At 65.5% G+C, this 21,157-nt stretch carries 26 protein-coding genes; 10 read left to right on the forward strand and 16 right to left on the reverse strand.

Annotated elements, in window-relative coordinates; all coding sequences use genetic code 11:
* Window positions 1–170: 170 nt before the first annotated feature.
* Window positions 171–911 (forward strand): SDR family NAD(P)-dependent oxidoreductase, encoded by a 741-nt coding sequence (locus NDI79_RS19735; RefSeq protein WP_310930561.1) that lies wholly within the window; start codon window positions 171–173, stop codon window positions 909–911.
* Between the two features lie 90 nt (window positions 912–1,001).
* On the opposite strand, the gene NDI79_RS19740 is transcribed toward NDI79_RS19735, so the two are convergent.
* Together NDI79_RS19740 and NDI79_RS19745 are read right to left on the reverse strand one after the other, a co-directional pair.
* Window positions 1,002–1,382 carry a DUF5611 family protein gene (locus NDI79_RS19740; protein ID WP_310930410.1) on the reverse strand — a complete coding sequence of 127 codons (381 nt, stop codon included), beginning with the start codon at window positions 1,380–1,382 and terminating at the stop codon, window positions 1,002–1,004.
* 124 nt (window positions 1,383–1,506) lie between these two features.
* Window positions 1,507–2,625, reverse strand: a complete 1,119-nt coding sequence (locus NDI79_RS19745; RefSeq protein ID WP_310930411.1) for a DUF7093 family protein — start codon at window positions 2,623–2,625, stop codon at window positions 1,507–1,509.
* A gap of 125 nt (window positions 2,626–2,750) precedes the next feature.
* Between NDI79_RS19745 and NDI79_RS19750 the strand changes: the two genes are divergently transcribed.
* Together NDI79_RS19750 and ygfZ are read left to right on the forward strand one after the other, a co-directional pair.
* Entirely contained in the window at window positions 2,751–3,050 is a 300-nt protein-coding gene (locus NDI79_RS19750) for a DUF6432 family protein (RefSeq protein WP_310930412.1), read from the forward strand.
* A gap of 78 nt (window positions 3,051–3,128) precedes the next feature.
* Window positions 3,129–4,223: a CAF17-like 4Fe-4S cluster assembly/insertion protein YgfZ gene (ygfZ, locus tag NDI79_RS19755; RefSeq protein WP_310930413.1), complete on the forward strand. Its 1,095-nt coding sequence runs from the start codon at window positions 3,129–3,131 to the stop codon at window positions 4,221–4,223.
* A 37-nt stretch (window positions 4,224–4,260) separates the two neighbouring features.
* Here ygfZ and NDI79_RS19760 read toward each other — a convergent pair whose 3' ends face one another.
* Both NDI79_RS19760 and NDI79_RS19765 read right to left on the reverse strand, forming a co-directional pair.
* Complete coding sequence (locus NDI79_RS19760) at window positions 4,261–4,416, reverse strand: hypothetical protein (RefSeq protein WP_310930414.1); 156 nt, start codon at window positions 4,414–4,416, stop codon at window positions 4,261–4,263.
* A 104-nt stretch (window positions 4,417–4,520) separates the two neighbouring features.
* Window positions 4,521–5,603: a geranylgeranyl reductase family protein gene (locus tag NDI79_RS19765; protein ID WP_310930415.1), complete on the reverse strand. Its 1,083-nt coding sequence runs from the start codon at window positions 5,601–5,603 to the stop codon at window positions 4,521–4,523.
* A gap of 118 nt (window positions 5,604–5,721) precedes the next feature.
* On the opposite strand from NDI79_RS19765, the gene NDI79_RS19770 reads away from it, so the two are divergent.
* Complete coding sequence (locus NDI79_RS19770; protein ID WP_310930416.1) at window positions 5,722–6,477, forward strand: hypothetical protein; 756 nt, start codon at window positions 5,722–5,724, stop codon at window positions 6,475–6,477.
* 3 nt (window positions 6,478–6,480) lie between these two features.
* Here NDI79_RS19770 and NDI79_RS19775 read toward each other — a convergent pair whose 3' ends face one another.
* A complete protein-coding gene (locus NDI79_RS19775) occupies window positions 6,481–7,494 on the reverse strand; it encodes a WD40/YVTN/BNR-like repeat-containing protein (protein ID WP_310930562.1) in 1,014 nt (337 codons plus the stop codon).
* A 146-nt stretch (window positions 7,495–7,640) separates the two neighbouring features.
* Here NDI79_RS19775 and NDI79_RS19780 point away from each other — a divergent pair, with 146 nt between their 5' ends.
* Entirely contained in the window at window positions 7,641–7,844 is a 204-nt protein-coding gene (locus NDI79_RS19780) for a hypothetical protein (RefSeq protein ID WP_310930417.1), read from the forward strand.
* Between the two features lie 96 nt (window positions 7,845–7,940).
* On the opposite strand, the gene uvrA is transcribed toward NDI79_RS19780, so the two are convergent.
* Entirely contained in the window at window positions 7,941–10,889 is a 2,949-nt protein-coding gene (gene uvrA / locus NDI79_RS19785) for an excinuclease ABC subunit UvrA (RefSeq protein ID WP_310930418.1), read from the reverse strand.
* Window positions 10,890–10,997: 108 nt separating this feature from the next.
* Entirely contained in the window at window positions 10,998–11,351 is a 354-nt protein-coding gene (locus NDI79_RS19790; RefSeq protein WP_310930419.1) for a cell division protein SepF, read from the reverse strand.
* Window positions 11,352–11,472: 121 nt separating this feature from the next.
* Between NDI79_RS19790 and NDI79_RS19795 the strand changes: the two genes are divergently transcribed.
* On the forward strand, window positions 11,473–12,147 hold the full coding sequence (locus tag NDI79_RS19795) for a DUF1028 domain-containing protein (protein WP_310930420.1): 675 nt from the start codon (window positions 11,473–11,475) through the stop codon (window positions 12,145–12,147).
* 20 nt (window positions 12,148–12,167) lie between these two features.
* Here NDI79_RS19795 and NDI79_RS19800 read toward each other — a convergent pair whose 3' ends face one another.
* Window positions 12,168–12,650: an RNA-binding protein gene (locus tag NDI79_RS19800; RefSeq protein ID WP_310930421.1), complete on the reverse strand. Its 483-nt coding sequence runs from the start codon at window positions 12,648–12,650 to the stop codon at window positions 12,168–12,170.
* A gap of 131 nt (window positions 12,651–12,781) precedes the next feature.
* Between NDI79_RS19800 and NDI79_RS19805 the strand changes: the two genes are divergently transcribed.
* Window positions 12,782–13,090, forward strand: coding sequence for a DUF7562 family protein (locus tag NDI79_RS19805; RefSeq protein ID WP_310930422.1), 309 nt, complete (start codon window positions 12,782–12,784; stop codon window positions 13,088–13,090).
* Between the two features lie 31 nt (window positions 13,091–13,121).
* Here NDI79_RS19805 and NDI79_RS19810 read toward each other — a convergent pair whose 3' ends face one another.
* On the reverse strand, window positions 13,122–13,550 hold the full coding sequence (locus tag NDI79_RS19810; RefSeq protein WP_310930423.1) for a universal stress protein: 429 nt from the start codon (window positions 13,548–13,550) through the stop codon (window positions 13,122–13,124).
* An 80-nt stretch (window positions 13,551–13,630) separates the two neighbouring features.
* On the opposite strand from NDI79_RS19810, the gene NDI79_RS19815 reads away from it, so the two are divergent.
* Entirely contained in the window at window positions 13,631–14,215 is a 585-nt protein-coding gene (locus NDI79_RS19815; protein WP_310930424.1) for a VIT1/CCC1 transporter family protein, read from the forward strand.
* Between the two features lie 52 nt (window positions 14,216–14,267).
* Entirely contained in the window at window positions 14,268–15,593 is a 1,326-nt protein-coding gene (locus NDI79_RS19820; protein WP_310930425.1) for a ribonuclease catalytic domain-containing protein, read from the forward strand.
* Window positions 15,594–15,632: 39 nt separating this feature from the next.
* Here the strand turns inward: NDI79_RS19820 and NDI79_RS19825 are convergent, their stop codons facing one another.
* The 3 genes from NDI79_RS19825 to NDI79_RS19835 form a co-directional block, all read right to left on the reverse strand.
* Complete coding sequence (locus NDI79_RS19825) at window positions 15,633–15,866, reverse strand: DUF7385 family protein (RefSeq protein ID WP_310922457.1); 234 nt, start codon at window positions 15,864–15,866, stop codon at window positions 15,633–15,635.
* Window positions 15,867–15,964: 98 nt separating this feature from the next.
* A complete protein-coding gene (locus tag NDI79_RS19830; protein WP_310930426.1) occupies window positions 15,965–16,369 on the reverse strand; it encodes a CBS domain-containing protein in 405 nt (134 codons plus the stop codon).
* A gap of 79 nt (window positions 16,370–16,448) precedes the next feature.
* Window positions 16,449–16,886: a hypothetical protein gene (locus NDI79_RS19835; RefSeq protein WP_310930427.1), complete on the reverse strand. Its 438-nt coding sequence runs from the start codon at window positions 16,884–16,886 to the stop codon at window positions 16,449–16,451.
* Window positions 16,887–17,022: 136 nt separating this feature from the next.
* Between NDI79_RS19835 and NDI79_RS19840 the strand changes: the two genes are divergently transcribed.
* Window positions 17,023–17,184, forward strand: coding sequence for a TFIIB-type zinc ribbon-containing protein (locus NDI79_RS19840; RefSeq protein WP_310930428.1), 162 nt, complete (start codon window positions 17,023–17,025; stop codon window positions 17,182–17,184).
* Window positions 17,185–17,215: 31 nt separating this feature from the next.
* Here the strand turns inward: NDI79_RS19840 and NDI79_RS19845 are convergent, their stop codons facing one another.
* The 4 genes from NDI79_RS19845 to NDI79_RS19855 all read right to left on the reverse strand — a co-directional run bounded on the left by NDI79_RS19845 (window position 17,216) and on the right by NDI79_RS19855 (window position 20,555).
* Window positions 17,216–17,488, reverse strand: coding sequence for a HalOD1 output domain-containing protein (locus NDI79_RS19845; RefSeq protein ID WP_310930429.1), 273 nt, complete (start codon window positions 17,486–17,488; stop codon window positions 17,216–17,218).
* A gap of 287 nt (window positions 17,489–17,775) precedes the next feature.
* Window positions 17,776–18,786 carry a tyrosine-type recombinase/integrase gene (locus NDI79_RS19850; protein WP_310930430.1) on the reverse strand — a complete coding sequence of 337 codons (1,011 nt, stop codon included), beginning with the start codon at window positions 18,784–18,786 and terminating at the stop codon, window positions 17,776–17,778.
* Window positions 18,787–19,380: 594 nt separating this feature from the next.
* On the reverse strand, window positions 19,381–20,064 hold the full coding sequence (locus tag NDI79_RS23650) for an HNH endonuclease (protein WP_425499636.1): 684 nt from the start codon (window positions 20,062–20,064) through the stop codon (window positions 19,381–19,383).
* Window positions 20,065–20,066: 2 nt separating this feature from the next.
* Window positions 20,067–20,555, reverse strand: a complete 489-nt coding sequence (locus tag NDI79_RS19855; protein WP_310930431.1) for a hypothetical protein — start codon at window positions 20,553–20,555, stop codon at window positions 20,067–20,069.
* Window positions 20,556–21,157 lie beyond the last annotated feature (602 nt).

The following is a 21,157-nucleotide window of genomic DNA, read 5'->3' on the forward strand; positions in this document are numbered from 1 at the left end:
TTTCGAATTAAGAGTCGGGCAGGCTACCGGCGGGTGCGGCGGACGGTTCGGTGTCACGTGCTACCACCATGTAGTTTTCTCCGCTCCGCGCGTGAGACGGGTGGGTCAAGAGGCGGGCGGCGGCGTTCCGCGGACGACGGCGTAATGTGGCCTCCCGCCAAGGGGCGGACATGCTCTCTCCAGAGTTGGACGGCCGCGTCGCGTTGGTCACCGGGAGTTCCGGCGGTATCGGTCGGGCGGTAGCGCTCCGCGCCGCCGCCGCCGGCGCGTCCGTGGCGATACACTACCACTCCAGCGAGGAGGCGGCCGAAGAGGCGGCCGAGGAGGCGCGCGAACTCGGCGCCCCCGCCGCGACGACGGTGCAGGGAGACGTGACGGACCCCGACGGCGTCGACGCGATGTTCGACGCCGCCGAGGCGGAACTGGGGACGGTCGACGTGTTGGTGAACAACGTCGGCGACTTCGCGCCCGCCCACTGGGAGGAGATAGCGTTCGAGACGTGGCGGCGGGTCGTCGAGACGAACTTCTACGGGACGGTGCTCTGCTCGAAGCGCGCGCTTCCGGGGATGCGCGAGGGGTCGTGGGGCCGCATCGTCAACGTCGGGTACGCCGGCAGCGAGAAGGCGCTCGTCCACCCGAAGAACTTCCCGTACTTCGTGGCGAAGACGGGCGTGCTGATGTTCACGCGGATGCTCGCGGCGGACACGCGGGACGACGGCGTGACGGTGAACGCCGTCTCGCCGTACGTCGTCGAGACGTCCGACGAGTTCCCCGAGGACGCCCCGCGGGGCCGGTGGGCGACGGTGGACGACGTCGCCCACGCCGTCTCCTTCTTCTGGGACGAGGGGTCGGAGTACCTCTCCGGGGAGAACGTCGAAGTCGACGGGGGATGGCTCCCCGAGCGGATGTGAACGGCGTCGGCCGTTCGGGACGGAGCGCGGTCGCTCCGAGGCGACGTGCGGTGCGGGCGCGCGGCGTCGCCCGCGCGGAGAAGGGACCGCTCAGTAGTCGGGGGACTCGTCCTCGACGGACCGCTTCAGCGAGTCGCGGCGCGACTTGGCGTCCCGGCCGGTCGCTTCGAGCAGGAACGTGTTCTTGGCGTCGACGGCGTCGCCGGCCGCCTCGAGTTCGTCGGGGCCGAGTTCCGTCGGGTCGCGTTCGTGGAACTCGACGGCGAGTTTGTCCTTCTTGCCGCTGTACTTCACCGCGCCGGCGACGATTTTCTCGAAGACGGGGTTCGAGGGTTCGCCGACGACGTACAGGTCGCTGCCCTTGTAGTCCATCGTCTCGGTGATGGGACCGAACATCTCCTCGACGTACGACTCCATGTCGGGCACTCGCTCGTCGAGGGTCTCGCCGCGGCGCATCTTGTACTCCTTCATGGCCCGTCGTTTGACAGGGGACGGTTTACCTGTTTCGTCCCTCGCCGCTTCTTATGCCGTATAAAAGCGCCTCACGCCGCCTATAAGTCGGTTACGAGTGAAGGCGGCCGCGACGGAAAGCCGACTACGCTCGGCGCTCGGCGATGTACCCCTGCCGACACTCGGGGCAGATGTCGCCCGCGCGCATCGAGGAGACGCCCGCCCCCCGGGCGTGCCCGCAGTTCGGGCAGTAGAACTCGACTCGGTCGTCGGGCACGTCGGCCTGCCGTTCGCCCTGCGACTCCTCGCGGGCGAACCCGTCGTCGCCGGCGCCGGCGTCCGACCGGTCCGCCCCGTCGGACGACCGTCCGTTCGCCTGGGGCGCGAGACCGCCGAACGACACCTCCGCCGGCGTTCCGTCGGGCGATTCCGCGTCGAACCCTTCGTCCTCGCCCTCCTGGACGGGCCAGGAGGTCTGTCGCTCTTCGAGGTCGTTCCGCTCGGGCCACTCGCCGTGGCCGCGGTCGACCTCCGCGGCGTCGGCCGTCTCCTCGTCGGCGTCGATGAACTCCGCGTCGTCGGTGACCGGGGCGTCCCCCTCCGCGGGCGGGTCGGTCGGGACCGGTTGGCCGTCGGCGGACTCCGCCGCCGAACCCTCCGTCGTCGGGTCCCGCGCGGCCGACTCCTGGGCCGCCGCGGCGGGGTCGGCGCCCGCGTCTTCGGGCCACTGCGTCTCGTCGCGTTCGGCGTCCTCCTCACCGAGGATGACCGCGTCGTCCTCCTCGGGGTCCGACGGGGGTTCGAAGTCATCGTCGTTGAACGACTCCGAGTCGGCGCCGGCGTCGGCGTCGGTCTCGGGGGCCGGGGACGCATCGGACGCCCCGGCCGCGTCGGGAGCGGACTCGCTCGCGGCGTCGGGCGAGAACGAGTTCGGGGCGTCGGCCTCCGACTCCGACTCCGCCTCGGGGATGCGGGCGCCCGGGTCGTCGACGGGCGAGGTCTCGGGACCGGCCGGGGCGTCGTCTGCGGCCGCGGGGTCGGCCGCCTCGGGCGCGGCGCCGGAGCGTTGGTCCAGTCCCACCTCCTGTGCGCTTCGGATGGCGGTGACCTCCTTGTTCTCGCTGACGACGTGTTCGGCCCCGCACTGCTGGCACACCTGAATCTCCCGGATGGTGACGACGACCTCGTCGCCCTTCTCCTCGCGGTCGCGTTCTATCTCGGGGTCCCCGTACTGATGCCCGAGTAGACGACATTTGAGTCCCATTACCCGCTTTTCGGAAACTCAGCGACTAAAATGTACCCCCTCGCCGTCCGACGCCCGCGGCCGGCGTGCTACCGGGGCGCACGACCGGGGGACAGTATAAACCGACCGCGGACGATGTACCGGACATGAGAGCGCGGCGGGAGTTTCGAGACCGGCGGGATGTAGAGGTCGACCTCCTCGACGCACTCGTCGACCGGGCGGAGGAGGGCATGACCGTCTTCGAGTTGCGCGCGGCCGTCGACGCCGACATCGACACCATCGAGGAGGCCCTGTCGGCGCTGAAGTCCGACGGACTCATCTCGGTCGACAGCGGCGAGGACCGCGTCGTCATCCTCCCGGCCGACCGGGTCGTCCCGGACCCGACGGCGGAACCCGAGGACGAACAGAGCTTCATCGACGCCGTCCGCGAGAAGTTCGGGTTCTGACCCGAGAGGAGGGGCCGGCGTTCGTGCGCCGGCCGCGTGACGTGGACGTTTTCAGGCCCGAGCGCGGAGAGTGACGTAATGACCGTCGTAGAGGAGATGCACGAGCGGTACGGGGCGACGTTCGAGACTCGCGCGGGCCGGCGCGTCGTCCGCGATTACGGCCGCCCGGAGCGGACCCACCGCGCGGTCCGCAACGGCGCGGCGGTGATGGAGATGGGCTACGGCGTCGTCGTCGTCGAGGGCGACGACAGAGTCGAGTTCGTCGACAACGCGGTGTCGAACCGCGTGCCCGACGCGGACGGCGAGGGCGTCTACGCCCTCCTGCTCGACCCGCAGGGACGTATCGAGACGGACATGTACGTCTACAACGCCGGCGAGCGCCTGCTCTGTTTCACGCCGCCCGAACGGGCCGAACCGCTGGTCGACGACTGGTCGGACAAGGTGTTCATCCAGGACGTGTCGATTCGGGACGCCTCCACCGACTTCGGCGTGTTCGGCGTCCACGGCCCGCAGTCGACCGAGAAGGTGGCGAGCGTGCTCAACGGCGCGGCCGCGCCGGAACCCGCGCTGACGTTCGTCCGCGGGTCGATGGGCGACGAGGGCGTCACCGTCATCGCCGGCGACGGCCTCGCGGGCGAGGAGGGGTACGAAGTCGTCTGCGCGGCCGACGACGCCGCGCGCGTCTTCGAGACGCTCCTCACCAACGGGATGAACGCGCCGCCGTTCGGCTACGCGACGTGGGAGACGCTCACCGCCGAGGCGGGGACGCCGCTGTTCGACACGGAGTTAGAGGGGAACGTCCCGAACGTCCTCGGCCTCCGCAACGCCCTCGACTTCGAGAAGGGCTGTTACGTCGGCCAGGAGGTCGTCTCGAAGGTCGAGAATCGAGGACAGCCGAGCAAGCGCCTCGTCGGCCTGCTCCCGGAGGCGGTCCCCGAGTCGGGCGCGGCCGTCTTCGCGGGCGACGCCTCCGTCGGCGAGGTGACGCGCGGCGTGACGAGTCCGTCGCTGGAAGAGCCGATTGCGCTGGCGCTCGTTGACTTCGATTTGAACACCGACGACGTGACGGTCCGCGTCGACGGCGAGGAGGTGGACGCCGGGGTGACGGCGCTCCCGTTCGTGGAGGGCAGCGACACGTCGCGGCGGCTACCGACGTATCTGGAGCGCGAATAGACGGGCGACGGGCGGAATCGGAACCGGCGACCGAACGCTACCAGACGTACAGCGCCGCCACGAAGACGACGAAGACGAGGACGACCGGGAGTAAGAACCAGAGCACGTCCCAACGACTCTCGGAGGACCCTCGCTCACCCTCGGGCACCTGCGGCACCGGCCACGGGTCGTCACCGCCGCCTATGTCGACCATACAGGTAAACAGTCAGCTAGCGAACAAATGCTTTTCGACGGGGGAAAATCGGTCAGCGAAGCGAGCGATGGGAAGTCAGAGTCCGACGGGGGACCTCAGAGGCCTCAGCGACCTAACAGCGTCCCGAGGTGCTCCCGCGAGAAGAACGACGTCGGCTTGTCCATGTGGACGGCGATTTCGCCCGAGAGCGACCGCAGGCCGAGGTGCTGAACTCGTTCCGGCAGCGAGTACGCCCGCCGGACCCAGCGACCCATCGAAATCTCCGTCGAGAGCTCCGTACGCCACGCGGACTCGTAGTCGCGGAGCGTCGCCGGGTCGTCGGGGTCGACGGCCTCCACCGCGCGGTCGGCGGCGGTCATGCCGTACAGGATGCCGCCGCCCGTGAACGGTTTCGTCTGCGCGGCGGCGTCTCCGAGGAGAAAGACGCGGCGCGTCGTGACGCGTTCGGGCGGACCGATGGGGATGCCACCCGAACAGAAGTGCGTCGTCTCCACGTCGTACTGATCGGTGAGCACGTCGAACATCTCGTTGACCTCCGCGCCCGGCGGCGCGGCGAGGCCGTACTCGACGCCCGCCTCGCCGCGCGGGATGCGCCACGCGAAGAAGCGCGGGACCGTGAGGTGAACGTCGACGAAGTCGCCGTCGTCGTGCGCCTCGTCGAACGCGAGGACGCCGTGGAGTATCTCCTCGGGTTCGTCGAGGCCGACCTGCCGGCGGACGCGCGAGACGGGACCGTCGCATCCTGCGACCATCTTCGCCTCGATAGTCTCCTCCTCGCCGGCGGCCGAAACGGTGAGTTCCACGCGGTCGTGGAACTCCTCGACGCTCGTGACGGTGTGTCGCTCGCGCACGTCGGCCCCGGCGTCGCGCGCGCAGTCGGCGAGCGTCCGGTCGAGTTCGACGCGGTCGATGACGTTCGACACCTCCTCGGTCTTGTAGAACGGGTAGGAGTTCGAGTCCGCGCCGCCGACGTGGAAGTTCGCGCCGTAGACGCGGTTCTGGAGGAGGCGCTCTTTCGCCCCGTCGGGGACGTACTCCCAGATGTCGGTGCTGACGTGGCCCGAACAGGCCAGCGGGGTTCCGACCTCGCCCTTCTCGAAGGCGACGACGTCGTGGCCGGCCGCCGCGACCCGGCGGGCGAAGCGCGCGCCCGCGGGACCGACGCCGACCACGGCAAAGTCGTACATTTGCTACGGATTCGGCCGCCGGCGAACAAATACCTTCGCCGTCTGCACGACCTCGGAGCGAGCGCAGAGACTGACACAGAGGCGTAGTGATAAATCAACGGAGTGAGAATAAGCGCGTATGCGCCGGGACGCTCTCCTCGCCTCCGTCATCGCCCCCGTCGCGTTCACGAGCTATCTCCTCAGTCTGGGTGTCTCGGGCGCGATGGACGACGCTCGAACCGCCCTCCTGTTCGTCGTCCTACTCGCAGCCGTCGGCTTGGTCGTCGTCGTCGGACACCACTCGGGACTCCTCACCCCGCTCCCGGTCACCACGTCGCTGCTGCTGCTGGTGCCGTGGATCGGGTTCGGCCCGCGTCTCGGGACCGGACGCGGCGGCGTCGCCCCCGACTCGCTCGTCGCCCCCGACTTCCTCGTCGGCGTCGCCCTCGCGGAGGCGGTCATCGTCTCCCTCGCCGCCGTCGAGTACCTCGCGCTCAGACACCCGCGCGTGAACGACGCCCTCGACGGCGAGACGGGCGTCGGCGCCCTCGCCACCGGCGTCCTCCACGCCGCCGTCGTCGTCGGCTTTTCCGGCCTCCAGTTCCGGACGTTCGACCTCGAAACCGTCGGCCTCGCCGTCTGGGTCACGGTCGGTCTCGTCCTCGTCGGCTCCGTCCCCGTCTACGTCGCCGTCAAGACCAGTCGCCTCTCGCCCGCCGCCGTCGTCGGCGCGGGCCTCGGGTTCGTCCTCGTCGTCCCCGCCGGCGACGGCCTGTCGTTCGGCGCGCTGTACGCCATCGGCTGGCCCCTCCCGCTGGTTCTCGCCCTGCTGGCAGCCGAGGGGGAGGCGCGACTCCGCCGCATGCACGCCGGCGATTCGAGCATCAGGGCGTGAGCCTTACCGTTCCGTCTCCCCCACGGCGACCAGACCGGACGGCGTCTGCCCCTCGTAGGCGTCCGGCCACGGCACGTCGAGGCGGTCGAACGAGTCGCCGCCGTCGGCGGTGCGGTAGAGGCCGCGGTTGGTGACCGCGTAGAATTCGCCGCCGTCGTCCCCGCGGGCGAGGACGGCGCGCACGACGCCCGAACCCGTCGGAATCCCGACGTCGTCGAGTCGCTCCCACGCGCCGCCGTCGTCGCCTCCGGCCCCGCTTTCGCGTCGGTAGAGGTACGACTCCGCGCTTCCGGCGCGGTGCGCCGAGCGCGGTCCGGACGCCGAGGAGAGGAGGACGCGCGAGGGGTCCGCCCGGTCCACGACGACGCTCCAGCAGTACCGGTGGTCGAGACCCTCCTGCGGGTGGGTCCACGTCTCGCCGCCGTCGCGCGTTTCGGCGTAGCCGTCGCCCGCGGCGACCCACGCGCGGCCCGGTTCGTCGGCGTGCGTCGTCATCGAGTGAGTGTCCCGGCGGGCCGAGGGAACGCGGTCCTCCCACGTCTCGCCGCCGTCGCGCGTCTGCACGAGGGCGCCCGCCTCGACGCCGACGTACAGATGGTCGGGGTCGTTCGGGTCGGGTTCGACCCACCGCGCGTGGTGGGTGTCCGGGCGCGGCGGGAACGACCACTCCGAGGCGGACGGCAGGTCCGTCAGGCCGTCGAGTTCCGTCCACGTCTCGCCGGCGTCGACGGACTCGAAGACCGCACTCGGTTCCGTCCCCGCGTAGACGACGCCGGGGTCGTGCGGCGAGACGGCGACGCTCGTCACCGACTCGGGAAGCGCCTCGGCGCCGACCCGTTCCCACGTCTCGCCGGCGTCGTCGGTCCGGTGGAGACCCGACTCGAACGTCCCGCAGAAGGCGCGGGCCGGCGTGTCGGCGCCCGCGGCGAGACACTCCACCTCGTGGCCGTCGAACGTCCGCCGCGCCGTCGGCGAACCCGTCTCGGCGTCCTCGACGACGAGGACGTCCTCCGCCATCGCGACGTAGCACCTTGTCATGCGCGCACCTAGCGCGCCGCCGACCTTGACCGTTGTGCGGGGTGCGGAAGGACGCCAACTGCTGTGGGAATCAATTCTGATAGTTCAGTCGGTGGTTTCTTTGCGGTCGACGCGAGAGTCGGTGTATGCCCGCGAACTGGACGGCGAGATACGCGCTGGGGATGAGCGGTATCGCCGTCGGCGGCTTCTGGCTCGCGGGGTTCCTGCTATCGGTCGACGGCGCCGCGGCGGCGACGCCGAACGCCGCGACGGCGACCAAGAGCGTCGGTATCTTCGCCCTCGCCGTCTCGCTCGTCGCCGCGGCGACGCTGTTGGCGACGGTAGAGTGAGTCCGCGGGGCGCTCGTCCGAATCGAAGAATCAGTACGGAAAATCGGAACGCGGCGTCGGTCGAACCGACGTCCCCCGCCCGCACGCGCTCGTCGCTCAGTCGTCGCTCGGCGCCTTCGCGGGTTTGCGGCGGTCCGACCGCGGCCCCTCGATGTCGACGTCGGGGAGCAGGTCGCGGAGGTACCGGCCCGTGTGGGAGTCGTCGACCCGCGCGACGTCCTCGGGCGTGCCGCTGGCGACTATCTCGCCGCCGTGTTCGCCGCCCTCGGGGCCGAGGTCGACGATGTTGTCGGCGTTCTTCACCAGGTCGAGTTCGTGTTCGACGACGACGACGGTGTTGCCGTTGTCGGTGAGTCGCTGGAGCACGTCGATGAGTTTCCGCTCGTCCTCTTTGTGCAGCCCCGTCGTGGGTTCGTCCAGCAGGTAGAGCGTCTCGCCGGTCTGTTTCTTCCCCAACTCCTCGGCGAGTTTGACGCGCTGGGCCTCCCCGCCCGAGAGGGTTGTGGAGGGCTGACCGAGCGTCATGTAGCCGAGGCCGACGTCCTTCAGGAGTTGGAGTCGGCGGCGGATCTGTCTGTTCGACTCGAAGAACTCCAGGGCGTCCGCGACTTCCATGTCGAGGACGTCCGAGATGGTCTTCTCCTTGTACGTCACGTCCAGCGTCGCGTCGTTGTAGCGCGCGCCGCCGCACTCCTCGCAGGGGACGTACACGTCCGAGAGGAAGTTCATCTCTATCTTCACCGTCCCCTGCCCGCCGCAGGCCTCGCAGCGCCCGCCCTTCACGTTGAACGAGAAGCGGCCCTTCTCGTAGCCGCGCTGCTTCGACAGTTTCGTCTCCGCGAACAGTTCGCGGATGTAGTCGAACACGCCGGTGTACGTCGCGGGGTTCGACCGCGGCGTCCGACCGATGGGCGACTGGTCGATGAGGCGCACCGTCTCGATGTGCTCGGTGCCGTCGATGGCGTCGTGTTCGCCGGGGTGGACGGACGTGTTGTCGTTCATCGTCCGCGCGAGCCCCTTGTACAGAATCTCGTGCATCAGCGTCGACTTGCCCGACCCGGAGACGCCGGTGACGGCGGTGAACTGCCCGATGGGAAAGTCGACGTCGAGGTTCTTCAGGTTGTGCTGGCGCGCGCCGCGGACGGTGAGCGCCCCCTCCGAGGTGCGGCGCTCCTCGGGGACGGGTATCTCCCGTCGGCCCGAGAGGTACTCGCCCGTGAGCGACTCCTCGGCCGCGCAGATGTCGTCGAAGTCGCCCTGCGCGACTACTTCGCCGCCACGTTTGCCGGGTCCGGGACCCATGTCCACGACGGTGTCCGCGCGGCGCATCGTCTCCTCGTCGTGTTCGACGACGATGAGCGTGTTACCCAGGTCGCGGAGGCCTTCGAGGGTGTTCAGCAGGCGGTCGTTGTCTCGCTGGTGGAGGCCGATGGACGGTTCGTCGAGGACGTAGAGGACGCCCACGAGACCCGACCCTACCTGCGTGGCCAACCGAATACGCTGGCTCTCCCCGCCGGAGAGGGTGGCCGCCTCGCGGTCCAGCGTGAGATACTCCAGTCCGACTTCCTCCATGAAGCCGAGGCGGGCGCGTATCTCCTTGAGAATCTCCTCGGCGATGGTGAGTTCCCGTTCGCCGAGTTCGGCCTCCAGACCCTCGAAGTGTTCGAGGGCGTCGCCGATGCTCATCCGGTTGACCTCGGTGATGGCGGTGCCGGCGACGAGGACGTGCCGGGACTGCTCTTTCAGGCGCGTCCCGTCGCACTCGGGGCAGGTGGTCGTCGCCATGTACTTCTCGATGTGCTCGCGCGTCGACTCGGAATCCGTCTCGACGTGGCGGCGTTCGAGGTTCGGGATGACGCCCTCGAAGCGCTTCTCCTTCCTCCGCGTGCCGTTTCGGGTCTGTCGCTCGAAGACGACCTGTCGGTCGGTGCCGTAGAGGAACTGCCGGCGAACGTCCTCCTCTAACTCCTCGAACGGCGTGTCGACGCTCACGTCGAAGTGCGACGCCACCGAGTCGAGGCGCGTGCGGTAGTACGAACGGTTGTACGACCAGGGCTCGAAGACGTCTTTGATCGATTTGGAGGGGTCGACGACGACGAGTTCCTCGTCGACCTCTTTCGTCTGTCCGAGGCCCTCGCAGGCCGGGCAGGCGCCGTGCGGACTGTTGAACGAGAACGACCGCGTCTCTATCTCGGAGAACTGGAAGTCGGAGTTGGGGTTGCCCAACGCCTCGGAGAACTGCACGACGAGTCGGTCGTCGCCCTCGCCCGCTAAGTCGCCCGTCGACCGCGTGTTCGAGGCGAACGGCACGTCCTCCGGCGGGTCGGGGACGACGAGTTTCAGCACGCCGTCGGCCTCCTCTAAGGCCGTCTCGACGCTGTCGGCGATTCTGGATCTATCTTCGGGGCGTATCTTCACCCGGTCGACCACCACGTCCACCGTGTGGTCGTAGTTCTTGTCGAGGTCCGGCCGCTCCACCGTCAGGTCGAACTCCTCGCCGTCGACTTCGACGCGGGCGTAGCCGTCGGCGACCAAGTCGTCGAACAGGTCCTCGAACGCCCCCTTCTGGTCACGGACGACGGGCGCGACTATCTTCGCGCGCGTCCCCTCCGGGAGCGAGAGCACCTGCGTCACCATGTCCTGTGCGGACTGCTCGCCGACCTCTTCTCCCGTGACGGGGTCGTACTGCGTACCGACGCGGGCGTACAGCAGGCGGAGGTAGTCGTGGAGTTCGGTCACCGTGCCGACGGTCGAACGCGGGTTGTTCGCCGCGTTCTTCTGGTCGATGGAGATGGCGGGCGAGAGACCCTCGACGGCCTCCACCTGCGGTTTGTCCATCTGTCCGAGGAAGTTCCGGGCGTACGCCGACAGCGACTCGATGTACCGTCGTTGCCCCTCGGCGTAAATCGTCTCGAAGGCGAGCGACGACTTACCCGAACCCGAGAGGCCGGTGACGACGGTGAACGCTTCGCGGGGAATCCGGACGTCGAGGTCTTTGAGGTTGTGTTCTTCGGCGCCTCGAACCTCGATGAAGTCCTTGCTCATCTACGCTCGGCTAAGGCGAGCGTACGGCTAAACCCATCGGTTGTGGTAGGATAGCACACCTCAGCGCGGCGGTTCGTGGTCGCGGCGAGGCGGGGTGCGGAAGGCGGACTACGACAGTTTCTCGCGGGCGATGGTGACGCCGGTGGGAGCGATGATTATCTGGTCGTCGCCCTTCTGGACGATGTCGCCGTCCACCTCGTCGGCCACCTGTCGCAGGTCGTCGACGATGTGTTCCATCGTGCTGTCGGAGGTGGTGTGCCGCGTGATGTCCGCGATGACGAGGTTGCCGTCGTAGACGGCGTCCTTGATGGCGACGACGTCCTGCTTGCCGCCGATAGTCGCGATGCGGACGCTCATCCCCGCTTCGCCGCGAGCGGTGTCGAAGTCGTCCAAGTCGAGTTCGACGTAGTCCTCGGTGGTGTGGCTCTCGCCGCCACTGAGGATTTTGCTCATGATTCCCATGTCGGCTACAACCGCTACGGCCGGGTTAGTTCTTACGTCAGACGCTCGTCAGACGCCCGACAGAACGGGCGCCACGCGCCGGGATACCGGGGTTTTTGCGCCGGGCGTCCGACCCGCGAACGTGACTTTCAGCATCTGCGTCCGCGAGCGATACGAGGGCGAACTGGGCGAGGAGCAGACGCGGTTCGGCGTCGCCGTCACGACGCGCCTCCCCGGCGTCGGGACGCTCTGCCCGTTCGCCTCCGAGAGCGGCGCCGTGGCGACGCAGAGCCTCGTGAACGTCGAGTTGGGGCGGAAGGGCGTCGCGTACCTCGACGACGGACTCGCCGTCGAAGACGCCCTGGAAGCCCTCCTGAACGCCGACGAGGGGCGCGAGCAGCGACAGTTGCACGGCGTCGGCTCGGAGGGAGAGTTCGCCTTCTCCGGCGAGGAGTGTCAGGGCTGGTTCGGCCACCGGACGGGAGGGAACTACACCGTCGCCGGCAACCTCCTCACCGGCGAGTCCGTCGTCGACGCCACCGCGGCGGCGTACGAGGGGGGCGACCGGTCGGAACCGCTGGCGAAGCGACTGGTGGACGCCCTCGACGCGGGTTACGAGGAGGGCGGCGACAAGCGCGAGGACTTGGAGGTTCAGAGCGCCGCGCTGGTGGTGGAGACGACGGAGGAGGAGTCCCCCCGACCGTACTACGACGACCTGCGGGTGGACGCGACGCGGACGCCGATTTCGGACCTCCGGGAGACGTACGAGACGGCCAGAGAGGGGTACGAGGCGGCCGTCGAGAAGTATCAGGAGTAGTCCGGTCCGAAGCTCGAAGCTCAGACGGAGAACTGGAACAGGTCGTCGCCGACGTGGTGGAGCGACTCGACGACTTTCCCCGAGTCGCCGACCATCTCGGAACCCGGTTCGAGGGCGCGGCCGACGGCGAGCACCTTGCCGTGCGTCTCCTCGGCTATCAGGACCAGGTCGCCCGCCTCGATGCCGTCGTCGGCGTCGACGATGCCGGGGCGCATCACGTCGGCGCCGTCGCTGACGAACGAGACGGCGCCCGCGTCGACGGTGACGACGTTCGACGTCGGTTCGTAGCCGTTGGCGCCCGCGACGGTGAGGAACGGGCGTTCGCCGTCCATGTAGACGACCACCGGGTCGCCGTCGACGAGGACCACGTCGAAGTCGGCGTCGGCGAGTTCGACCATCTCGTAGGCGTCGCCGTCCAACTCCACGCCGGTCTGTTCGGCGATGGCGTCCTCCAACTCCGAAATCTCGTCCGAGCGAAGGTGGTGGCGGGACTTGACCTTCATACCCCCGTCCACGGAACCGGCGTGAATAAATCGACCGCTATCCGGGGCGGCGTCGGGCGTCCGCGGACGACGACGCTCCCGGATGCGAGCGCGGAACAAACGCTAAGTAACGCGGGTTCTTGCTGGCTTCTATGTGGCGTTCCCGGACCAACCGGGGTCAGAAGACGGTCGTCTGCATCGCCTGCGGGACGTCGATCCTTCGGGGAGAGGCGCGAGAGTACGACAAGGAGGGAGACCGCTGGAACCGACACGGCAAGGAGTTCGAACACCTCTGCAAGGAGTGTTATCGCGGACTGTGCCACCAACCGCGCGCGGAACTGGAGTCGCTCCTCGTGGACATCGAGGCGGACGGCCTCCGCCGGACCGAGTTCCTGACGCGGTACGTCGAGGCGGTCGAAGAGCGGTACGGTTCGACGGAGGAGACGGAACGGGAGCGCTGACCGAGGCGAGTTCCGAACGGGGCCCGTCGGCTCAGCGGACGACGGTCACCGGAACCGTCGACTCGCGCATCACACGTTCCGCGACGCTCCCGAGGACGAGGCGCGGAACCCCCGAGCGACCGTGACTCCCCATCACGACGTGGTCGACGTCGTGGTCGTCCACGTAGGCGAGAACGACGCGACCCGGACGGCCGCTCTCGACGACGACGGTCACCGTCCGACCGCGTTCGGCCGCCCGTTCCTCCGCGTCGGCGCGAATCGCGTCCGTCCGGGCGGTCATCCACTCGGACCACGACTCCCCGGCCCCGAGACCTTTCGTCTCCCCTTCGTACACCGCCAAAAGCGGGTCCACGACGTAGAGGACCGTGACATCGTCCTCCGGGTGTCTCGTGAGGACGCGGTCGAGCGCCCGTTCGGAGAGCGGCGAGCCGTCGAACGGGACGAGAACGTGTTCTCCCATGCAGCGGCGTACGACCCCGAACCGCAAATGGTTCACTGGCCCGGAGAGGATTTTTCTCTTCCGCGCGTCATCCGACACCGATGTTAGAGACGCTCCTGCGCGACGAAGTCGAGTCGTCGGGCCGCTACCTCGCCGAGGTCATCTACGGCGCCAACGACGGTATCGTGACGACGTTCGCGGTGGTGTCGGGGGTCACCGGCGCCGCGCTGAACCCCTCTATCGTCGTCGTTCTCGGGCTGGCGAACCTGTTCGCCGACGGCTTCTCGATGGGGATGAGTAACTACCTCAGTCGCCGCTCGGAACTCGACTACCAGCGCGCGGTGCGCGCGGAGGCGGCGGGCGAGAGCGGCGACTCGGCGTCGACAGCGGAGGGAACGGCGGCCGAGGCGGCCGACGGGAAGTCGCCCGGACTGACGGCGGCGGTGACGTTCGGCGCGTTCGTCGTCGCCGGGTGGGCGCCGCTGATTCCGTACCTCGCGGACCTCTCACCGGCGTTCGGGTTCTCCGTCGCGTTCACCGGCGTCGCCTTCTTCGCCGTCGGCGCGAGTCGCAGTCTGGTGACGGCGCGGCGGTGGTACGTCAACGGCGCCGAGATGTTCGTCGTCGGGATGGTCGCCGCGGCCGTCGCGTACGCCGTCGGCGACCTGCTGCGCGGCGTGGCGTGAGCGAATCCACCAGTGCGACACGCCTAACTACCTCTCGCGTTTAGTCGATGGCATGTCGAACGACGCGCAGGCGCAGGCCGGGACGGCCGAGGGGCAAGGCCCCGTCGAAATCAGTCCCGACGTCGCCCGGCAACTGCAGGAGAAGCGCGAGGAACTCTTCGAGGAGTTCGAGATACGCGACGCGTTCCCCGGCCCCGTCCTCACGGAGGCCAGAGAGCGCACGAAAGACGTACAGGCGGAGATTCGAGAGGAGGTCGACGAACGGCAGGACCTCCGCGAGTTGACGACGTGGACGACCGACCCCATCGACGCGCAGGACTTCGACGACGCCATCTCCATCGCGGAGGACGAGGAGACGTACACCCTGTGGGTCCACATCGCCGACGTGACCCACTACGTCCACCCCGGGTCGGAGATGTGGGACGAGGCGGTCAAGCGGGGTAACACCGTCTACCTCCCCGCCTACACCATCCACATGCTACCGCCGACGCTGGCGGAGACGGTGTGTTCGTTGGTCCCCAACGAGGACCGCCTGGCGCACACCGTCGAGATGGAGATAGACAAGGAGAACCTCTCCTTCGAGACCATCGATATCTACAAGTCCGTCATCGAGTCGGACGAGCGTCTCACCTACTCGCAGGCCGAGAAGCGCCTCGACGACGAGGACGCCGCCCTCCACGAGGAGTGCACGCTCGTCTACGAACTCGCCGACCGGATGCACGAACAGCGCAAGGAGGACGGCTCTCTCGTGCTGAATCCGAGTCGGGACCGCGCGCACACCATCATCGAGGAGTGCATGCTGAAGGCGAACAAGGCCGTCACGCACGAACTGATGTGGGGCCGCGGCGTCGAGGCGATGTACCGCGTCCACCCGCAACCGACGCCCGACCAGTGGGACAAGGCGCTGCGCGAAATCATGGAGCTCGACGGCGTCTCCATCCCGAGCGCGTCGTTCGACGACCCGCGGAAGGCCGTCAACGCCGCCCTGGAGGACTCGCCGGGCCGCGCGCTGAACAAGATTCAGCGCGCCGTGCTGAAGGTGATGCCCCGCGCGAAGTACATGAACGACCCCTTCGGCGGGCACCACGCCCTGAACTTCGACATCTACGGGCACTTCACCTCGCCCATCCGACGGCTGTCGGACCTCATCAACCACTGGATCGTCCACGAGAACGACGTTCCCGAGGACCTCATCGAACTCTGCGACCGGGCCTCCGACCGACAGAAGGACGCCGAGACGGCCGAGCGACTGTACAAGCAGTTCCTCGAGGAGGTCGGACTCGACCCCTACGCGGTGAACAACCGCGGTATCGTCACCGTCGACGACGACGGCGACGTGGTCGACGAGAACGGTCTGCCGCCGGAAGAAGAGGCGTAAGCGTAGGCGCAGGCGGACGGTTCGCCGCCGGTTTTTCAGTTACTGTTTGTGCGTGAACAGCACCACTTCGTCCTCGTGTGTCGACACGCAGAGGTCGAGCATGCGGCTGAGTTCGAGACTGCTGTACTCGCCCTCGCAGACGACCAAGTCGTCGAACGGGTCCCCGCAGGCGGGACAGGCGATGCTCACGGTGTTTCGATACGTCGTGACCCCGTCGACGGCCTCGTTCGGCGTCAACGAGGAGGTGAGTTCGTCGTACTCCGCGTCGTCCATACCCTCCGTGCGCGGAGCGGACGCTTAGTGGTACCGATGAGCACGTCGGAAGCGGCGGGCGAAGAAGAGCGGTCGGTCGTGCGGTTCGGCGTCCGTCCTCAGGAGGGACTGGGCGCCTCGGCCGTCGAGAGGTAGGCGGCGAGGTCCGTCGTCGTTATGATGCCGATGACGCCCTCCTCGTCGTCGACGACGGGCACGTGGTGGAAGCCGTGGTTCATCATCGTGTCGGCCACGTCGCGGATGGGCACCTGCGCCGTCGTCGTCACCACGTCCTCGGTCATGTACTCGGAGACGGGCGTGCGGTCCTTCGGCTTGCGTTCGGCGACGATTCTCACGAAGTCGGTGTTGGTGAGGATGCCGACCACCTGATTGTCGTCGTCGACGACCATCACCGAACCGATGCCCTCGTCCATCATCACCTGTGCGGCGTCCTCGACGAGCGTGTCGGGCGAGACGGTGTGCGTGGACGTCGACATCAGGCGCGCGACGAAAATATCCTCCATGGACGTACGTCGAGGGGTCGGTCCATAAGGGTAGCGCCGGCGGGCCGGAGAATCCTCGGGCGCGCGGCGGCGCGAGCGTCTACCGCCGGGACCGGCGACCGAACAGCAGCGGCGTCGCGAACAGCGTCAGCGGCACGAGAATCCACACCTGCCCCGCGAGCACGTCGTACTGCCCGAGCGTCGTCGACACGGGCGTCCCCTCGACGTAGCCGACGAGGAACTCGAAGCCGACGGTCAGGACGGTCCACCCGGTGCCGACCGCCAGCAGTTCGCCGCGCGCGTACTCGGCGTCGGTGGTCGCGAAGAAGGCGTACGAGAACGCCGCGATGGCCCCCGCGAGGAGTCCGGTGCTGAGGACGTGGGCGGTGTATTCGCCGATGCGCGGGACGAGCACCGTCTCGCGGAAGACGCCGTTGGCGACGGCGACGACGGCCATCAGCGCCCACGCGGCGAGCGGACCGAGCAGTCGCGGTATCCCGGCGGTTCTCCGGGTCGGGGAAGTCGGCGTAGCGGACATGATTCCGAGCGAAGAGAGGCACTCGAAGGGAGTATACGCGGCGGCTGATTCCCGCGTAGAGAGATGACGGGCGGCCGTGGGGCGCCTCCCCCGGAACGCCACCACACTCATGCGCGCGGGCGCCCTCGCTGTCCACGTGACCGACTGTCCCAACTGCGGCGAGACGCTGACCGACCCCGACCCGCACAGCGCCGACGGCGCCGACTACGTCTGCGAGAACTGCGGTCGGAAGTGGCAGGACGGCATCGGCGACGAACTCCAGCGCGTCTTCGAGAAACCGACCGACGAGCGGCGGTAAGTTACTGGTAGCGCGCGACCGACTCGGGGCGCTACGCCTCCGAAATCTCGAACTTGACTTCCTGGTTGTCCACGCGGACGACGCCGCCCTCGTACTCGAAGGCTATCGAGAGACCCGTGTTCGGATGTTCCAGTATCCTGTCGGCCGCTTCGGGGTCCATCACCTGAGAGACCGGACGCAGCGTCGTGGGGTCGCAGCCCTTCGCCTCGGCGACGACGCCGACGATTTCGTTCGCCAGTTCGTCGTAGGAGAGGTCTGGTATCGAGCGTCCGTCCGGTCCGTCGGAGATGGTCTGTTTCGTCATCTGTTGTTTCCCGCCGCGAGCGTCGTCCGATTCGCGGCGTTCCTGTTCGTGTCACCGTCGTCGGGTTAGAAAAGTCTGCGGTCGCGGCGGCTTAGGCGATGGGACGTAGATTTGACGCGACTGCTTGCGTCGCTCGCCGATTATGTCGAGAGGAATTAGTGGACTCGCGGGGTCCCCGCGAACGAGCGAAGCGAGTGAGCGGGGGCAAGCGAGTCCATCGACTGACGGAGCGTAGCGACGGAAGGAGATGGACTCGCGGGGGAGGAGATGGTCCACTTGGCATAGATCTACTCCGGGAGGTTCCCCTTTCGAACGTCCATCTTCTCCTGTGGTGTCCGCGCATCGTAATGCTCGTATAGCACTTCGAGCGAGACGTCCATCCGTTCGGATACCGTCTCCGGCGACACTTCCTCGTTCAGGTGATACGTGATAGCGCCCCGACGGAGCGCGTGCGGTGACCGACTCGATGGACATCGCGCCGGGTACTGATTCGAGCCAACACGGGCTTCACACGTCGCCGGATCTCGGTCGTGCGGACACGGACCGATTTCGCAAGGTTGCGTGACTCGGTTTATCCATTTATTGAACGTGTCTCCGGTCGGTCGACCATACTTCGAGGTAACTAACGGCTGCCGCCCGTAGCGGTCCTGAACGTCGTACCGATCCGGGTGGTCAAGGTACTCATCGATGATAGAGTACCACTTCGGGCCGAGGTAGACCCAGCGCTCACCTGATTCACCGTTTTTCAGCGGCGTGTCGGTCTCCGGACGATGTTTCAAATTTATCGCGTGGTGATCCGGACGGAGATCTTCTACGTCGATGGCTCGCACCTCAGAGCGTCGCATCCCAGTTCGCCAGAACAACGAGACGATGGTATGGTTCCGGCTGGCGAATTGATAACGGTCCAAAGAAGCGAGGATCTCGTTTGCACGCTCTCCTGATAGATGAACGGACCGGGCGCCCGCGCCATCTGGAAGTTCAGGCGCGTGGACCTTCTCAGCAAGACCGTCCTCAACTGCCTCAATGTCTGCCCACCAGCGAAGCGCCTGCCGAATCGTTGAGAGCTGTTTCTGGAGCGTAATCGGCTTGATCGCGTTGCGACGCCACGCGACAAAGTCCGCGAGGTCACGCCCCGAGAGATCGTTCAAATTGTTGACATCGCGAAGCTCGCACCAGTTGAGGAAGAACCCGAGACGAGTCGTCTCGTTCTGATAGGTGGACTCGACAATACTCGGTTCGCGATAGTTTAGGAAGCGCTCAACGCCCTCCTCTGGGAGTAGAGGATCAAGATCAGTCATTTGTCTGAACTCGCTGATTCTGGCAGATCTTTGTCGCGCGGCTATCGAGGTCTCGCTGACTCGATTCGCCTTCTCTATCTTTTTGTGTGGAATGTCTGTATGGTGTTAACTTCATTTGTGTCTTGAGATGCCACTGATCGTGGCTTAATGGACACATCACAAAGGAGCCGTCAGGCAACGAAATGCCTTTGCTCAGGGAGATAGTAATCCCCAATTGCAGGGTGCTGTCTGTGATGTATCCTGCTGCAGCGACGGGCGTCCTGTGATCTTAGCCAATGACCGGACGTCCGTCGCCAATTGGTGCGAGCAACTTCCTACATCGTTATGCCGCGTTACCGGTTCCTGTCTGGGTCGTACTGCTCCAGCATCTTCCGGAGGAGTTCATCATACGTCTGGCCGCCGCGCTTCGAGCGACGGAGACGATCGCGTGTCCCCCGTGAACACGGTATGCGGGTTTCTGATGCAGTTCGCATGTAGCACTTAACGCGATGATACACGGAATGAAAAGTGTTGTCTGCAAAGGTTTATTTTAAGATAGTATGAAAGAATCATTTGTTTAGTAGAGGAATGTAATAACTTCTCAAAGTGGTGAATCTACCCATGATCAACCCATGTCCAAAATCTATCATACTCGTAAACAACTTCACCACTATTGACGCTTCCACCGTGAGCATCAGCGTGGCAACGTCTACAAAGGGTTGCTAAATTTCCGGGGACTGGTTCACCTGAACTAGAGACGGGACGGATGTGATGGACAACTAATCGCTTGTCCGACTCACAGCGGACACACTCTCCTTGATCAGTCCTTTGGATCACCTGCACCAACTGTGGAGACGCCTGTTGTACTCGTTGTGACTGTGACCACTCTTTCTCCCGCACGAGATTTTCTTTGTCGTCCCAGTAGAACCGTCGTGCGTGTCCAGAACTACAGCCAACGACGCCAGCAACTATTCGCGTAGGGATTGGATAGCGGAACGTGCGTAACAGTCGTTTGATCCGTAGTTCGTAGGAATCCGTCTTCTCACGACTCATGGAATCTAACTCCAGATACAATAGGACGATATCCCTCCAGATTTCAAGTATTCCTCCATTGTATCTCATTCCATCCGACTCAGAGAAACCAACCGCGGGATCCTTAAGGAAGCTCACCTCCAGTCGTCGTGCGACCCACGACAGTATTTCTCCTCTTGGAGCGCTCCCATTGTGATAGTCATCACGTTTCGAGAGCAAAGCCTCGTGGCGGACTCGAAGTTGCTCTCTATCAGCGCTAGAGTTCATAGCTACTTGTACGGTCTCTTGTCTGCCAGTTCGAATAGCGGTATGACATCTGAGACGGCATACGCTCTCAACAGGTCCTCAAGCGCGTCGTAGCGCCTTCTTGAAATCTCAGGATCGTCGGACCAGTTGAGGTAATGTTCGCCGAACTGAGCAACGTCCGAACTCGTGAGGTATGGATCGCCTTGGTTCTGATCAAGCCGGAATTCATCAGCATTCAGTCCATGTTCGTACTTTTGCCAACGTGGCGTTACTTGTGACACGCCAATCTGTGAGCATACGTCCTCTAGCGAGGTATACTGACCAAACGATGCCCAAGCATCGTGCTTCAGATCGTCACTGTGTACGGATGAGAGAGCAGAGTCAATTCGCTCTACAATTTCCCGGTCGGTTCCTACGATATCAGCGACAATTTGAGCTCTGCCTCGGAGATGAGGGAAATCAAAGGCTTCACCGTTGTAAGAGAGATAAGAAGTCGCTGTCGTGGATTCCATCTTGGTTGCGATTTTGTCGAGTAGTTTGAACTCAGCCTTAGGACCACGTCCTTCACGAAACAGTACTTCAGTGCGAATACGTGATCTTGGTGTTTGTTGGTAAGCGAACGCGACAGAGAGAAGCTCGAAATCGGATGAATCACGGAAATCAGGTTTCTCCGAGTACTCGTGGTCTGGGCTAATGGTCTCTATATCTATAGCAAGCCTGCTGTTGTTAGCTGACTTGGGTTGATATCTCGCGCACATCTCTGTGGAAAGTTCCTATGGACTTCTCTTAGATAATTCTAGTTAACTCTAAGGTATCCTAAATTACCCAATCGTTGATGGTATGAATCGGTTAGATAACAGTAGAACGTGCGACTCTCTGCAGATTGGATGACCATCGCTGACGAGCGCATACTGGAATTTCTTAGGGAAGAGGGACCACACACTCCATCAAAGATGCACGGAGACGACCGGATTTACTTTAGCCGAACACACATCAACCAACGATGTAAGTTGTTGACAGAGCATAAATTGTTAGAGAATCTTGGAAATGGGGTATATCGCATAACTGAATGGGGTGAAAGTTATCTTGAGGGAGAAGTCAATCTAAGAACAGA

It is taken from the genome of Halogeometricum sp. S3BR5-2 (assembly GCF_031624635.1).
GTDB lineage: Archaea > Halobacteriota > Halobacteria > Halobacteriales > Haloferacaceae > Halogeometricum > Halogeometricum luteum.